Annotated in this window: 17 protein-coding genes; 9 read left to right on the plus strand and 8 right to left on the minus strand. The window is 66.3% G+C overall.

What is annotated here, in order from left to right; genetic code table 11:
• Window positions 1-18 precede the first annotated feature (18 nt).
• Both rsxB and nth read left to right on the plus strand, forming a co-directional pair.
• The gene (rsxB, locus tag KHO41_RS01145; RefSeq protein WP_211951473.1) at window positions 19-765 is read left to right on the plus strand and encodes an electron transport complex subunit RsxB; all 747 of its coding nucleotides are present in this window, start codon (window positions 19-21) and stop codon (window positions 763-765) included.
• Window positions 762-1406: an endonuclease III gene (gene nth, locus KHO41_RS01150; protein WP_211951474.1), complete on the plus strand. Its 645-nt coding sequence runs from the start codon at window positions 762-764 to the stop codon at window positions 1404-1406. The genes rsxB and nth overlap by 4 nt, the downstream gene beginning before the upstream one ends.
• Before the next feature lie 67 nt (window positions 1407-1473).
• On the opposite strand, the gene KHO41_RS01155 is transcribed toward nth, so the two are convergent.
• Together KHO41_RS01155 and KHO41_RS01160 are read right to left on the minus strand one after the other, a co-directional pair.
• The gene (locus tag KHO41_RS01155) at window positions 1474-2061 is read right to left on the minus strand and encodes a malonic semialdehyde reductase (RefSeq protein ID WP_211951475.1); all 588 of its coding nucleotides are present in this window, start codon (window positions 2059-2061) and stop codon (window positions 1474-1476) included.
• An 89-nt stretch (window positions 2062-2150) separates the two neighbouring features.
• Complete coding sequence (locus KHO41_RS01160; protein ID WP_211951476.1) at window positions 2151-3077, minus strand: DMT family transporter; 927 nt, start codon at window positions 3075-3077, stop codon at window positions 2151-2153.
• 100 nt (window positions 3078-3177) lie between these two features.
• Between KHO41_RS01160 and KHO41_RS01165 the strand changes: the two genes are divergently transcribed.
• Together KHO41_RS01165 and KHO41_RS01170 are read left to right on the plus strand one after the other, a co-directional pair.
• Window positions 3178-3609: a DUF1841 family protein gene (locus KHO41_RS01165; protein ID WP_211951477.1), complete on the plus strand. Its 432-nt coding sequence runs from the start codon at window positions 3178-3180 to the stop codon at window positions 3607-3609.
• 131 nt (window positions 3610-3740) lie between these two features.
• Window positions 3741-4994, plus strand: a complete 1254-nt coding sequence (locus KHO41_RS01170; protein ID WP_211951478.1) for a phospholipase A — start codon at window positions 3741-3743, stop codon at window positions 4992-4994.
• Between the two features lie 12 nt (window positions 4995-5006).
• On the opposite strand, the gene KHO41_RS01175 is transcribed toward KHO41_RS01170, so the two are convergent.
• Entirely contained in the window at window positions 5007-5432 is a 426-nt protein-coding gene (locus KHO41_RS01175) for a thioredoxin family protein (RefSeq protein ID WP_211951479.1), read from the minus strand.
• Between the two features lie 101 nt (window positions 5433-5533).
• The gene (gene grpE, locus KHO41_RS01180; protein ID WP_211951480.1) at window positions 5534-6088 is read right to left on the minus strand and encodes a nucleotide exchange factor GrpE; all 555 of its coding nucleotides are present in this window, start codon (window positions 6086-6088) and stop codon (window positions 5534-5536) included.
• 89 nt (window positions 6089-6177) lie between these two features.
• On the opposite strand from grpE, the gene KHO41_RS01185 reads away from it, so the two are divergent.
• Window positions 6178-6519 (plus strand): hypothetical protein, encoded by a 342-nt coding sequence (locus KHO41_RS01185; RefSeq protein ID WP_211951646.1) that lies wholly within the window; start codon window positions 6178-6180, stop codon window positions 6517-6519.
• Window positions 6520-6591: 72 nt separating this feature from the next.
• On the opposite strand, the gene KHO41_RS01190 is transcribed toward KHO41_RS01185, so the two are convergent.
• The 3 genes from KHO41_RS01190 to hrcA all read right to left on the minus strand — a co-directional run bounded on the left by KHO41_RS01190 (window position 6592) and on the right by hrcA (window position 9219).
• Window positions 6592-6987: an RNA-binding S4 domain-containing protein gene (locus KHO41_RS01190; protein WP_211951481.1), complete on the minus strand. Its 396-nt coding sequence runs from the start codon at window positions 6985-6987 to the stop codon at window positions 6592-6594.
• Window positions 6984-8099: a ferrochelatase gene (gene hemH, locus KHO41_RS01195; protein ID WP_211951482.1), complete on the minus strand. Its 1116-nt coding sequence runs from the start codon at window positions 8097-8099 to the stop codon at window positions 6984-6986. Before hemH ends, KHO41_RS01190 begins: the two co-directional genes overlap by 4 nt.
• An 82-nt stretch (window positions 8100-8181) precedes the next feature.
• Window positions 8182-9219, minus strand: coding sequence for a heat-inducible transcriptional repressor HrcA (hrcA, locus tag KHO41_RS01200; RefSeq protein WP_211951483.1), 1038 nt, complete (start codon window positions 9217-9219; stop codon window positions 8182-8184).
• 112 nt (window positions 9220-9331) lie between these two features.
• Here hrcA and KHO41_RS01205 point away from each other — a divergent pair, with 112 nt between their 5' ends.
• From KHO41_RS01205 to mprA, 4 genes are all read left to right on the plus strand, one after another.
• Window positions 9332-10249: an NAD kinase gene (locus KHO41_RS01205; protein ID WP_211951484.1), complete on the plus strand. Its 918-nt coding sequence runs from the start codon at window positions 9332-9334 to the stop codon at window positions 10247-10249.
• A 53-nt stretch (window positions 10250-10302) separates the two neighbouring features.
• Window positions 10303-12033 carry a DNA repair protein RecN gene (recN, locus tag KHO41_RS01210; RefSeq protein WP_211951485.1) on the plus strand — a complete coding sequence of 577 codons (1731 nt, stop codon included), beginning with the start codon at window positions 10303-10305 and terminating at the stop codon, window positions 12031-12033.
• 61 nt (window positions 12034-12094) lie between these two features.
• On the plus strand, window positions 12095-12535 hold the full coding sequence (locus KHO41_RS01215) for a hypothetical protein (protein ID WP_211951486.1): 441 nt from the start codon (window positions 12095-12097) through the stop codon (window positions 12533-12535).
• A 143-nt stretch (window positions 12536-12678) separates the two neighbouring features.
• Window positions 12679-14361 (plus strand): MprA protease, GlyGly-CTERM protein-sorting domain-containing form, encoded by a 1683-nt coding sequence (gene mprA / locus KHO41_RS01220; protein WP_211951487.1) that lies wholly within the window; start codon window positions 12679-12681, stop codon window positions 14359-14361.
• 12 nt (window positions 14362-14373) lie between these two features.
• Here mprA and rrtA read toward each other — a convergent pair whose 3' ends face one another.
• Window positions 14374-14910 (minus strand): rhombosortase, encoded by a 537-nt coding sequence (rrtA, locus tag KHO41_RS01225; protein ID WP_244873682.1) that lies wholly within the window; start codon window positions 14908-14910, stop codon window positions 14374-14376.
• Between the last annotated feature and the right edge of the window lie 16 nt (window positions 14911-14926).

Genomic DNA, 14926 nt, shown 5'->3' on the forward strand with positions numbered 1-14926 from the left:
GCCATTCCTGCTGTTGTCGTGAGTCCCGCCCAAACCCTTGCAGACCGCCTAGAGGCGCTGCTGCCGCAAACCCAGTGCACCAAGTGCGGCTTCAACGGCTGCCGTCCGTACGCCGAAGCCATGGCCAGCGGCGAAGCCGCGTGCAACCGCTGCCCGCCCGGCGGCGCGGAGGGAATCCGCCGCCTGTCCGCGGTGCTCGGCACCGAACCGCTTCCGCTCGACCCCGAACGCGGCGTCGAGCAGCCGCGCGCCGTTGCGCTGATCGACGAAAGCCTGTGCATCGGCTGCACCCTGTGCATCCAGGCCTGCCCGGTCGACGCCATCGCGGGCGCGGCCAAGCAGATGCACACGATCATTCCGGAGCTGTGCACGGGCTGTGACCTCTGCGTGCCGCCCTGCCCGGTCGACTGCATCGACATGGTGCCCGTCACGGGCGAGCGCACCGGCTGGGACGCCTGGACGCAGGACCAGGCCGACGCTGCGCACGCGCGCTACGTCGCGCGCAAACTGCGGCTGGTACGCGAGCGTGAGGAAAACGACGCGCGCCTCGCGGCCAAGGCCGCCGCCAAGCTCGAGGCCCTGCAGGCGGAAGCCGCGCAATCCGAAACTGAACGCGCCGCGCAAGAACGCAAGCGTGCCATCATCCAGGCCGCCATCGAACGCGCGCGCCAGAAGCAGCAGGCCGCGCGCAGCAGCACCGCCACGCCAGACAACGGCAATGCGGGCGACAACAACAACGACAAACCGACGCCACCAGAACGATGAATGCCGCCAAGGTTCATGCGCTGTTCGAGACCCTGCGCGAGGTCAATCCCGCGCCGGCCACCGAACTGGAATACAGCTCCCCGTTCGAACTGCTGATCGCCGTACTGCTGTCGGCGCAGGCGACCGATGTCGGCGTCAACAAGGCCACGCGCCGGCTGTTCCCGGTCGCTCACACGCCGCAGCAGATGCTGGATCTCGGCGAGGAAGGGCTGAGCGCGTACATCAAGACCATCGGGCTCTACAAGACCAAGGCGAAGCATGTGATGCAGACCTGCCGCATCCTGGTCGAGCAGCACGGCGGCAAAGTGCCGCCGGACCGCGCCGCGCTGGAAGCGCTCCCCGGCGTGGGCCGCAAGACCGCCAACGTGGTACTGAATACCGCTTTCGGCGAGCCGACGATTGCCGTCGACACCCACATCTTCCGTGTGGCCAACCGCACCGGCCTTGCACCCGGCAAGAACGTGCAGATCGTCGAGGACAAGCTGCTCAAGGTTGTGCCCAGGGAGTTCCTGCACGATGCCCACCACTGGCTGATCCTGCACGGCCGCTACGTCTGCAAGGCGCGCAAGCCGGAGTGCTGGCATTGCGTGATCGAGCCGCTGTGCGAGTACCGCGACAAGACCGAAGCGCCGCAAGGCTGAACACCGCCACAAACGAAAAAGACCCGCCAAGGCGGGTCTTTTTTCATGTCGCGCGCGACGTGCCGGATCAGACGATGCGGCAGGCCTCTTCGAACGACAGGCGCGGCAGGCGCTGGTGCAGCTTGTCGCCCTCGCCATAGCCGAGGTTGCACAGGAAGTTGACTTCCCACTTGCCGTCCGGGAAGAACGCGGCATTGACCTTGTCCGCGTCGAAGCCGCCCATCGGGCCGCAATCCAGGCCCATGGCGCGTGCGGCCAGGATGAAATAGCCACCTTGCAGCGAGCTGTTCATCAGCGCATCGCGGGCGATCTTGGCATCGTTGCCGGCATACCACGAGCGTGCATCGGCATGCGGGAACAGCTTGGGCAACTGGTCGTGGAAGGCCTTGTCGAACGCGATGATCGCCGTGACCGGCGCCGAGCGCGTCTTTTCGGTGTTACCAGCCGACACGCACTCGACCAGGCGGGCCTTCTCGGCAGCGCTCTTGACGAAGACGATGCGCATCGGGCAGCTATTGGCAGCCGTCGGGCCGAACTTCACGGCTTCATAGACCTGTTGCAGCACGGCATCGTCCACGTGACGATCTTGCCACACGTTGTGCGTGCGGGCTTCGGTGAACAACTGGGCCAGGGCTGCCTGATCGATCTGGGTCATGCGCTCGTTCCTGTACATGGGTGTGAAAGGGAACGCGAATTGTACCCAAGGGCCAAAGGGCCCGCGTACAGGTGCTTTGATCAGGAAATTCAATTCTGTTGTACTTCGCCCGATCCGCTCGCACGGCGGGTCAGCCACAGCACGCCAGCCAGAATCAGCCCACCGCCGACCGCCTGCGCGCCGCTGATGTGCTCGCCCAGCAGCACGGCGGCCAGGGCGACGGTGACGACCGGCTCCAGCGTCGACAGCATCGACGCCTGCGCGGCGCCCAGGCGCTGCAAGCCGGCAAAGAAAGTCAGGATAGCCAGCACCGTGGACAGCAGCGCAATGCCGAGCATCGCGAGCCAGCCGCCGGCGGTGGCCGGAAACTGCGGCGGCACGCCCGCGCCGATCCGCAGCACGCTGACCGTGCCGTAGACCAGTGCCGCCGCGGTGCAGATCACCGTGGTCGTGGCAATCGCATTGACGCCCGCCGTGACGCGCGCGCCGACGATGATGTACACCGAGTAGATCACGGCGGCCGCCAGACCCAGTGCAATCCCGAGCGGGCTGCCCTCCCCGCCGCCAACCGTGAGCCCCGCGCCCACCGAACACAGTACCAGCGCAATGACGGCGGCCGTGGTCAACCGCTCCTTGAGGAAGATTGCCGCCAGGATCGTGACGAACAACGGATACAGGTAAAGCAGCAAGGCCACCAGGCTCGCCTGCGCATGGTTGAGCGCGCTGAAGAAGCAGAACGACTGGCCGACGTACCCGATGCCCCCCATGGCTGCCAGCGCCAAGACGCGCCCCCACGATGGCAACTGGATGCCGCGCGCCCGCATGACAAAGGCCAGCGCCACAGCGGCCAGCGTGAACCGCACCGTCAGCAAGCCATAGACATCGGCGCCGGCCTCGTAGGCGAATCGCGCAAAGATGGCCATGGCGCCGAAGGCGCTCGCCGACAGGGCGATCAGCAGCACGCCGACGAATTTTTCGCGGGCGCGCTCGGAGGCAGCGGGCGTGGTAGCGGTCATGGAAATTGGGGCAGCACGGCAAATTGGCCAACCCCGCATTCTAATGGCGCCGGCGCCACCGTCAGCACGGGTGAGAGCGCTCGTTTACAATGCCGCCATCATGTTCAATCCGTCCCGTGAAGAAGTCCGCCGATTTTTCTGCGATGCCTGGCAGAAGCAACTCACCGGCGGCGTCCTGACCCCGCTGGAAGCCATTGCCGTCGACTGGATCCGCGAGCACCCCGAATATCACGCGCTGCTCACCGATACCGAAGGCGCGCTGGCGCAGGACTACACCCCCGAGCAGGGCCAGACCAATCCTTTCCTGCACCTGTCCATGCACTTGTCGATCTCCGAGCAGGTGTCGATCGACCAGCCGCCGGGCATCCGCCAGGCCTATGAAGCCCTGACACAGCGGCTCGATTCGCCACACGAAGCCCAGCACCAGATCATGGAGTGTCTGGGCGAGATGCTGTGGCAGGCACAGCGTTCGGGGCTGCCGCCGGACGGCGCGCAATACGTCGACTCCGTAAGGCGCCGCGCGTCGCGCTGAACTCGAATGGCAGGGGCGGGCCGCGCCGCCTGCGTACAATTCGTCACAAATGTCGCCGAGTGACGTGGTAGGCTTGCGCGCATTGCCATCCGCCTGCGCCCACCGTCCAGCCGGACAAGGCGCCTACCGACATGCTCCAGACTTCAACGACCTGGGGACGGCTATGCCTGCTGCTCGCCTGTGCGTGGCCCCTCTCCGGCCACGCCGCGGTCTCGATGCTCCAGCCTGCCCGCGTCATCGACGGCACCCGACCACTCACGCTCACCCTGCTGATCAGCGCGGAAACCGGCACCCGGCGGTACGCGGTACCCGACACGCTTGAGGTCACGGCCTCGGGCGACCTGCAGGCGCCCGTGAAACTCGTGCTGCGGCGCACGGAGCCTGGCCCCGCCGTGCTTTCCCTGCGCAAAGGCGAAAACCGGACGATCCGCTATGCGGCCGAGCTACCGCCGGGGCTGCGCGGCACGGTGCGCCTTGATGCCATCGGCATCGACGCTGCACCCGTGCTCGTCACGCTGAACCAACAGGCGACGCCCGACCAGCCTGCCGCTACGCCCTTGGCCACCGCCCCATTCGCGCCAACCCATGAGACCCTGTCCGCCGAAACGCCAGCCCCAATAGTGCCCGTCGCCTCCGCCATCCAGCCGGCACCCGCGCCCGCCGACCTGCGCGACAGCGCGCGCCTGTCGTTCAACGATCCGATGTACTTCATCGTCGGCGCACACGACGGCGGCAACGCGAAATTCCAGCTCAGCTTCAAGTACCGGATCTTCGAAGGCACCGATCCGGCGTCGCGACGCTTGATCGACAATCTCTACTTCGGGTACACGCAGTTCTCGCTGTGGGACTTGTCGGAGGAGTCCAAGCCGTTTCGCGACACCAACTACCGGCCGAGTTTCTACTACTACCTGTCGGACACCGGCGTGCACAACCGCGCCATCAGCCGCCTGTCGCTGGCCACCGGATTCGAGCACGAGTCAAACGGGCGTGACGGCGACCAATCACGCAGCATCAACACGGTCTTTCTCAAGCCGACCTTCTATTTCGGCGACCAGAACGACTGGCACTGGCGCGTCGCGCCCAAGCTCTACGCCTACCTGGAAAAGAACGACAACCCCGACATCGCGCATTACCGCGGGTACATGGATCTGGACGTGGCTTATGGCAAAGCGGATTCGTGGGAATTCGCCGCAACCGTGCGCAAGGGCACACGCAAGTGGTACGGCAGTGTCGACGCGCGCGTGACCTATCCGCTTGCGCAGCTCATTCCGGGCACGGCGGGGTACCTGATGGCAGGGTATTTCGTCGGCTACGGGGAGAGCCTGCTCGACTACAACCAGAAGGTTCCCTGGCAGTTCCGGCTTGGCTATGCGCTGTCCCGTTAGCCGGATAAACGGTTAGCCGGCCAGCGGCTTGCCTTCCGACTTCAGCCGCGCATTGGCCACGGCCGCCGCGAACTGGCCATGGCCGTGCCACCCGGTGGCCCGGCCAAGCTTCTTGCCGTTCCGGAAGAACATGAAGACCGGGATGCCATGCAGCCCGAAGCGCCGGCCAAGGTCGGGATGCGCATAGACATTGGCATGCAGCCAGTGCAGGTCCAGCGCGCGGATCGGCTCCGGATTGGCCAGCATGGCCTTCTTCGCCATCTCGCAGTTGAAACAGTCCACGCCCCAGAAGAATACGCACACCAGCTTGTCGCCGGCCGCGGCCACGGCGGCGTCGATCGACGTGCTGTCCACCGACTGCATGCCGAATGCGTCGAACGCGCGGTGGTCAAGGTGCGCGTCGGAGGACGCGGGGGTTCCGGCTGCTGCATCGCTCATGTCATACCTCCCGGAATGGCAAGACGCCCCAGGGCCAGGATGGCGCTGGGGCGTCGTTGGGCAAAGCCTGCGGGCGCATCAGGCGAGCCCGCCGCTACCGCTTACTTGGGGGCCGATACCGTCACCAGCGCCGGACGCAGCACGCGATCCGCAATCGTATAGCCGCGCTGCAGCACGGCCACGACGGTGTTCGACTCCTGCTCGGACGGGACCATCGAGATGGCCTGGTGGCGATGCGGGTCAAACTTCTCGCCGACCGGGTTCAGTTCCACGATCTTGCCGCGCTCGAAGGCGGCCGACAGCTGGCGCGCGGTCAGCTCGACACCTTCACGCAGCTTGGCAATATCGCCCGAGCCATCTGCCAGCGCAGCCTGCAGGCTGTCCATGACGGGCAGCAGGTTGTCGGCAAAATTCTCGATGGCGAACTTGTGCGCCTTGGACACGTCGTCCTGCGCCCGGCGGCGGATGTTTTCACCCTCCGCGACAGCACGCACGTACATGTCGTAGTGCTCGCGCGCCTTGGCTTCCAGCGCGGCAAGCTGCGCCGCCACGTCATCCGCGCCGGCAGTTTCGGGCGCAGCCGTTGCGGCATTGGCGGCCGCTTCGGCGGCCGTGTCAGGCGTCGGGGTGGATGGCGTCTGCTTCTGTTCTTCCATGTCGATCCGTATCAATACATTATCGCGACCGGCCAATGCGGGCCGCGGTGGGTAAATCGGCGTGTGTCACGGGGATGTTGTACCAAACCGTGGATTTTCAAGAGTGGTTGCAAAGAGACTCCGAAACACACCGTTACAAACGCCCCCCTTATGCAATCGACCGCTTATTGCTTTGGTGCACTGCACTCACTAAGATTCTTATCAAGAAAAATGACAAAAATACCGGGGGGCCGGAGTTGATTCACATTTGTGCCTCTTCCGAAAGGTTGGCCATGCACAAGCTGCCTGTCGTGACGCTCTGCCTGCTTGCCGCACTGTCAGTAATGACGGTCTTTATCTGCCTGTCCGGCGCGCTCACTCCGCGCGATACCGAGTATGGCAGCGGCAAGGCTGTGTTCAAACATTACATCGTCCAATACGTCAACCCTTAAAGCCATCGCGGTTGACGTCGATTCTGCCCGCGCGGCCGACCGGTTTCGGCCGGTTCGGCTGCGTTGTTGTATTCAACTCCTGAAATCGTCGATGCGCCGCCGGTCCCGCTTGGTCGGGCGGCCCTGCAACTGGGACGACGGCTCTGGCTGGTAGCGGCGCTGTTCCGTTTCGGCCTGGCGACGCGCCTGGCTGGCCTCGGTTTCGGCATACAGCGTCTGCGCCACCGGCGCCGAACCGCGCGCCGGTGCGATGCCCTTCACCACGAGTTCCCAGCGCTGCTGGTGGGCTTCCAGCACGATCGTGTCGCCGGGCTTGACCTCGCGCGAATTCTTGCACGGCTGGCCATTGACCGTCACTTTGCCGCGCTCCACGGCCTCGGCCGCCAGCGAGCGCGTCTTGAAGAAACGCGCGCACCATAACCATTTGTCGATACGCAACCGCGCATCGGGTTCGAAACTGATATTCATGCTGCGGCTCCGCGAGTCTGCGCGCGGCTGCGGCGCGCTTCGAGTTCATGCGCATGCGGCATGTTCAGCGGCCAGCCCTGCACGTGCTGCAAGGCAATCTCGGCCAGTGCCGCGATCCAGGGCTGGGCGTCGTTCATGCATGGGATGAAGTGGAATTCCTTGCCGCCGGCGACCATGAACTCCGTTTGTCCTTCCATGGCGATTTCTTCCAGGGTCTCGATGCAGTCTGCCGGAAAGCCCGGGCAGAACACGTCAACGCGGCCGGCGCCCACTTTGCCAAGCTCGGCCAGCGTCGGAGCGGTATAAGGCTGCAGCCACTCGGCCTTGCCAAAACGAGACTGAAACGTCACCTGATACTGACCCGGCTGCAAGCCCAGTGCATCGCCAAGCAGGCGGCCGGTCTTCAGGCACTCGCAATGGTAAGGATCGCCCAGTTCCAGCGTCCGGCGCGGCACGCCGTGAAACGACAGGATCAGCTTGTCGCCGCGCGCGAAATCCGGCATGCCGTGCTGCGCCCAATACGCGCCAACCTGCTGGTGGAGCGCCGCAATATAGGCGGGATGGTCATGGAAATGCTTCACAAGCCGGATTTCGGGCTGGTTGCGCCACTGGCCGAGTACGCGAAACACCTCGTCGAACGCCGTGGCCGTGGTGGTACCGGAGTACTGCGGATACATCGGCAGCACCAGTACCTGCTCCGTCCCTTGGCGGCGCAGCGCCTCCAGCACGGAGGCGATCGACGGATTGCCGTAGCGCATCGCGCACGCCACCGTGACCTCGTAGCCCTGCTGGTTGAACAGGCGCTGCAGCGCGTGCGCCTGGCGTTCGCTGTGCACGAGCAGCGGCGATCCGGTCATATGCGCCTCGCGCAGCCAGATCGATTCGTACTTGAGTGCCGACGCGCGCGCGCGCAACGGCAGGATCACGCCATGCAGCAGCGGCAGCCAGGCCAGGCGCGGAATCTCGACCACGCGCGGATCGGACAGGAATTCCTTCAGGTAGCGCCCCACCGCCTTCGGGGTCGGCGCGTCGGGCGTGCCCAGGTTGACCAGCAAAATGGCCGTGCGCGGCGCCTGGCCGTGCTGGTAGGCCGGTTCGGGAGAAAACGTCATGTCGCTTCCGGTATGGCCGGGCAGCCGCTGCCGCCGGGCTGTGGAAATGGGGACGCAGACTGTGTGACCCGCGGGTCGGGTCCTAGTTCTGGCTCAGTGCGCTCGACAGCAGGCGTGCGGTGATGTCGACAATCGGAATCACGCGCTCATAGGCCATGCGGGTCGGGCCGATGACCCCCAGCGTACCAACGATCTGGCCGTCGACCTCATACGGCGCGGTGATCACGGCCATCTCCTCGATCGGCACGAGCTGGCTTTCGCCGCCGATGAAGATCTGCACGCCCTGCGCATGGCTGGAGACATCCAGCAGCTGGAGCAGGCTGGTCTTGTGCTCGAACACGTCGAACAGCCGCCGCAGCTTGTCCATGCTGGAAGCCAGGTCCTCGACTTCGAGCAGCTTGCGTTCGCCACTGATATAGAGGTGATCGTCCTCCTCTTCCATGGCGCTGCTGCCCGCCTCGACCGCCGCCTGCATCAGCTGCGACATGTCGCGGCGCAGGTCCTGCAGCTCCACGCGCAGGTGGTCGCGCACGGCATCGAAGCTCATGCCCGCATAGTGCGAGTTGAAGAAATTCGCCGCTTCGATCAGTTGCGCCGGCGTGTACGACAGTTCGGTCTGGATGATCCGGTTCTGCACGTCGCCTTCAGGGCTGACGATGATCAGCAGGATGCGCTTGTCCGACAACCGCATGAATTCGACCTGCCGGAACGACTGCGCGCGCCGCGGCGTCATGACCACGCCGGCGAAGTGCGAGAGGTTCGACAAGGTGCGCGCGGCTGCCGTGATCATGCGCTGCGGCCCGAGCTGCTGGCCGCCGAGCTGGCCCTGGATCTGCCCAGCCAGCTCCGTCATTTCCAGGCCGCCGCGTTCGATCTGCTTGACCGTCAGCATGGTGTCGACGAACAGGCGGTACCCGCGCGGCGTGGGGATGCGCCCCGCCGACGTGTGCGGACTGGAGATGAAGCCCATCTCCTCCAGATCGGACATCACATTGCGGATCGTGGCCGGCGACAGGTCCAGTCCGGAATACTTGGACAAGGTCCGGGAACCGACCGGCTGGCCTTCGGCAATGTAGCGCTCAATCAGGGTCTTGAGCAGCGTTTTCGAACGTTCATCCATGATGCCCCGATTTTACGCAAGTTTTACGGCTTCGGGCGCCCGCACGGCAGGTGCCCGGTGGCGCGCCCGGCCCATGCTGACAACGGTCACAGCGGTATGGTCTAATCCCGGCATGTCTGCCCCCCAGAAAACCAGCGCCTTGCGCACCCCATTCAAGACCGTGGCCCTCGTGGGCCGGTACTCGACTGCTGGCATCGAAGGCCCGCTGGAGGAGCTTGCGTCCTACATCCTCCGGAATGGCCAGGATGTGGTATTCGAGCGCGAGACCGCGCAGGCCACGGGGCTGACCGGCTACCCTGCCCTGACCGCCGAGGAGATCGGCCGGGAAGCCGACGTGGCCGTGGTGCTCGGCGGCGACGGCACGCTGCTTGGCATTGCCCGCCAGCTTGCCGGCCACAATGTGCCGCTGATCGGCGTCAACCACGGCCGGCTCGGTTTCATGACCGACATCCCGCTCGAAAACGTGCAGTCGGTGCTGCCCGACATGCTGGAAGGCCGCTACGAAGCCGAAACCCGGTTGCTGCTGGAATCGAGCGTGGTGCGCGACGACAGTCCGATTTTCTCGGCGCTGGCGCTTAACGACGTGGTGGTCAACCGCTCGGGCATTTCGGGCATGGTCGAACTGGCCGTGTCGGTGGATGGCTATTTCATGTACAACCAGCGTTCGGACGGCTTGATCGTGTCCACCGCGACCGGTTCGACGGCGTATGCACTGTCTTCCGGCGGCCCGATCCTGCATCCGACGCTGTCCGGCCTGGTGCTGGTGCCGATTGCCCCGCATTCGCTGTCCAACCGGCCGATCGTGCTGCCGCAGGAGGCGGAGGTTACGATCGAGGTCGCCACGGCGCGCGATGCCAGCGTCAACTTCGACATGCAGTCGCTGACCTCGCTGCTGCCGGGCGATCGCATCGTCGTGCGGCGCTCGAAGAAGACCATCCAGCTGCTGCACCCGGTGGGCTACAACTACTACGCCACGCTGCGCAAGAAGCTGCACTGGCACGAGTATCCGACCGAGGACAACCGGCTCTGAGCCTGAGGCCCAGCGCCTTCCGTCCGCACCGACCGAAACTTTTCACCGCCACGATGCTGCGCAGCCTGTCCATCCGTGATTTCGTCATCGTCGATACGCTCGACCTCGATTTCCAGTCCGGTTTCACCGTCTTCACCGGAGAAACCGGCGCCGGCAAGTCGATCCTGATCGATGCGCTGGCACTCGTGCTCGGCGAACGCGCCGATGCCGGCGTGGTCCGAGAAGGCGCCGCGCGCGCGAGCATCAGCGCCACCTTTTCGACCCATGCGGCACTCGACGCGTGGCTCGAGGAACGCGAACTCGGCGTCGACGAGGACGGCGATGTGCGCACGGTGCTGCTGCGACGCACGGTGGACGGCAGCGGCCGCAGCAAGGCCTTCATTAATGGCGCGGCCGCGACGTTGGCCCAATTGCGCGAGGTCGGCGACCAGCTCGTAGACATTCACGGCCAGCACGCGCACCAGCAACTACTGCGCCCCGACGCCCAGCGTCTGCTGTTCGACGCGCACGCCGGGCTGACCCAGCAGGCTGGCGCCGTGGCGGAATCCTGGCGCGCGTGGCGTGCTTGCGTGCGGCAGCGCGAGACCGTGGAACACCAGTCGCGCGAGATGCAGCTTGAACGCGAACGGCTGGAATGGCAGGTTGGCGAGCTGGAAAAGCTCGCGCCGCAGGCCGGAGAATGGGAAGAGATCCAGGCCGAATACAACCGCCTGTCGCACGCCGCGGGCCTGATCGACGGCAGCCGTGCCGCGCTCGACGCGCTGTCCGAAGCCGACGGTTCAGTGCTGTCGGCGCTGAATTCCATCGTGCACCGCGTGCAGCAGCTCGCCGATGTCGACCCGTCGCTGCGCGACGTGCTGGCTGCGCTGGAGCCCGCACAGGTGCAGGCCGAGGAAGCCGCGCATTCGCTGATGCGCTATGTCGACCGGCTCGAACTCGATCCCGAACGGCTCGAAGCCGTCAACGAACGCATGCAGGCGCTGCACACCACGGCGCGCAAATACCGGCTGCCGCCCGAGCAGCTCGCCGACGAACTGGTGGCGCGCCGCCAGCAGCTCGACGACCTGCAGTCGGCGCAGGACATCAACAAGGTGCTAGCGCGCGAGGCCGCCGCCAAGGCCGCCTACCTGACGCTGGCCCAGCACCTGAGCCAGGCGCGCAAGGTAGCCGCCGAAGCGCTGTCCGCGGCCGTCACCGAAGCCATGCAGGGCCTGTCGATGGCGGGCGGCAGCTTCGTCGCCGCGCTCAACCCGCTCGACGAAGGCCAGAGCTATGGCCTGGAGCAGATGGAATTCCTGGTGGCCGGCCATGCCGGCGTCAGTGCCCGGCCGCTGGCCCGGGTCGCATCGGGCGGCGAACTCGCCCGCATCAGCCTGGCCATCTCGGTCATCACCAGCGAAGCCGCGCCTACGCCGACGCTGATCTTCGACGAAGTCGACACCGGCATTGGTGGCGCCGTGGCCGAAGTGGTCGGCCGGCGCCTGCAGGAACTCGGCCGCGCACGCCAGGTCCTGTGCGTGACGCACCTGCCGCAGGTGGCCGCACAGGCCGGACATCACTTGCTGGTAAGCAAGGAAACCACCGGCGACGGGGCCGGCTCCGTCACGCGTTCGCGCATCCGCGCGCTCGATGCCGCAGGCCGCGTGGTGGAAACCGCGCGCATGCTCGGCGGCGCGACGGTGACCGCCACCACCCTCCAGCATGCCGAGGAAATGCTAGCGCAAGGCGCGCGCGCGGCCGGCGGCGGCAAGGAAGGCAGGCGCGCGCGGCGTAGCGCCGGCTGAGCGCCCAAGGGCTTGGCATCCGTCGCCGCCGCAACTTTTCACGCATTCACAGGAGCAAACCATGACCCGCCCACTGCCGACCGCCGGCCGCTCGCGCGCCTTCGTGCCGGCACTGGCCGCCGCGACGGCCGCCACCGTGGCACTGCTGGCGCTGCCCGGGTGCCAGGCCCAGCCCAAGGCATCGCAACCGCCGCGCGGCGCCATCACGGCTGACCGCGTGGTGGGCGACATCATGGTCCGCTTCACGGCGCCCGACGTGATCATCTCCGAAGAAGCGGGCAAGCTGCTCGACACCATCGAAGGGCCGATCCGCTTCGTGGTCAAGCGGCCGCTGTCGGGCGGGATATGGCTTGTGACGGCGATCAGCGCGTCGCCGGACACCACCATGGACCAGGCACTCGCCACCCTGCGCGCGGCGCCGCGCGTCGGCACCGCCGAGCCGGACCGGGTGCTCAAGCCGAACCACACGATGCCCGTCAGCCGCGACATGCCGGCCAGCTAGGCTGCGTGGGCTACCGGACCATACTTGGACGGGTTAAGCCTTCGCCACACTTGCGGAATCCGACTGGATCGTATTCGCTACATAGCATCGTCCCCAGGTCGGCGCCATGAGGCGAGCCCGCCGGGACGCACCGGGAGGTGTTCATGCTGCGTCCGTCGCACCCCGTTTTTCGTTCTGGCCGCGCCGTTGCCGCCCGATGGTCGGCTGCCCTGATGGCAGTGCTGTCCTGGGCGGCATGCGTCCCTGCCGCGGTGGCCGGTGATGGCGTCCGCGCGGCGCCGGTTTATACGGGCAATGTTATCGTTCGCTGGCGTGATGCCAACATGGTGCCCAGCGCGTCCGCTGTCGGCGGTGCTTCCGGCGCAATGGCGGACGCCAAGCAAAGCGCGACGGCTTCCGAAGACCGTCTGGAGCACCTGCGGAGCCAGTCAGGGGTCAACCTTGCCGTGCGGCGAAGCATGGCAGGCAATTTGCAACTGCTTGGAACCGCGGATGGCAGCCATGCCGACCCGGAAGGACTGGCGGCCAAGTTGCGGCAGGATCCGCGCGTCGCAGATGCCGTGCCTGATCGCTGGTTGCACCTGCACGACACGCTGCCCAACGACCCTGAATTCGCCTCGGCACAGCCTTACATGATGGGCACCGGCACCGTCACGGGCGGCGCCAACCTGCCGCATGCATGGGACCGCTCGCGCGGCAGTACGAATATGGTCGTGGCAGTGCTCGACACCGGCACCCTGCCCCATCCGGACCTGTCCGGCAAGCTGCTGCCTGGCTACGACTTCATCAGCAACGCCACGATTTCCAACGATGGCGACGGCCGCGACAGCGACGCCACGGACACAGGCGACAACGTCCCGGCGGGCTTCCTTTGCCCGGGCAGTTCCACCCCGACACAGGATGCGACCGTCAACAGCTGGCACGGCACGCGGGTAGCGGGCGTGCTGGGCGCCGTGACCAACAATGCACAGGGCATTGCCGGCGTCGACTGGAACACGCGCATCTTGCCCGTGCGCGTCTCTGGCCGCTGCGGCGCTTTGCTGTCCGACACCGTGGACGGCCTGCGCTGGGCCGCCGGACTCAGCGTTCCCAGTGTGCCGGACAACCCGAACCCGGCGCGCGTGGTCAACATCAGCCTCGGCGGCGGCACTTGCACGAGCATCGAACAACAGGCCATCAACGACGTGGTCGCGCGTGGCGTATCCGTGGTCGTGGCCTCCGGCAACAACGCCGGGGCGCTGGAAGCGCCGGCCGATTGCAGCGGCGTGATTGCCGTGACCGCGCATGCCAACGACGGCGAAAACGCAAGCTACGCCAATGTGGGCTCAAACGTCACCATCAGCGCACCGGGCGGCGGCTGCGGCAATTCCAAGGTCCAGAACGGGACTTGCACGACCGCCCCGTCGTTTATCCGCACGCTATTCAACAACGGCACGACCTCGCTGGGCACATACACGATCAGCAACTCCCAGGGCACCAGTTTCGCGGCGCCGATGGTATCGGGCGTGGTATCGCTGATGCTGGCCGTGAACTCGTCATTGACGCCAGCACAGGTGACTGCCGCGCTGAAGAGTTCGGCGCGGCCGCATCCGTCCGGCACCTACTGCACGACCAACCAGGGCGTTTGTGGCGCGGGCCTGCTCGATGCCGATGCGGCGCTGAGCGCGGCGGCCAACGTCAGCGCGGCTCCGCCGGCTGCTTCGCAATCCGGCGGCGGTGGAGGCGGTGGTGGTGGCGGTGGTGGTGGCGGCGCGGTAATGCCATGGCTGGCAGCCGCACTGGGCGTGATCGGAATGCTGGCTTTCGCGCTGCGGCGGCGCGGTTAAGCGACGCAGGCGTCAATGCGGGGCCCGCGCGCGCCGGCCCCGCCACCAGTCCTGCAGCAGCCAGCAAGCGAGTCCGGCCACGGCGCCGGCCGCATGGGCGGCACGGACTACGCCAAACCCCCATGACGGATCGAACACCACCGGCGCGAGCCACGATTGTTCGAGCCACACCTTGACGATCACGCCGAGGCTCAGCAGCACACCGATCGCACGCAGCAAGCCCGGCTCGCGCAACAGGCTCAGTGCGCCCCAGAGCGCCAGCCCGTGCAGCGCGCCCGACAATCCGCCATACCAGCCGATCGCGGGCATGCGCAGCAGCGCCACCTGCACGACGATGCCGCAGACCGCCAATACCAGCAACGACTCTCTCGCGCGCGCCGCACGACCAGCCAGCAGCAGCAAACCCGCCGCGGCACAGCTATCAGCAAGCCAGTGGCGCCAGTCCAGGTGGACCCACATTGCGGTGACCAGTCGCCACCACTCGTTGCCGGTCCGCACGGCGTCGCGCAGGTAGAGGCCGTGCGCGTGCAGCCATGGCACGAAGCTCATCAGCGCGGACAGTATC

The organism is Cupriavidus numazuensis, assembly GCF_905397435.1.
Classification (GTDB): Bacteria; Pseudomonadota; Gammaproteobacteria; order Burkholderiales; family Burkholderiaceae; genus Cupriavidus; species Cupriavidus numazuensis.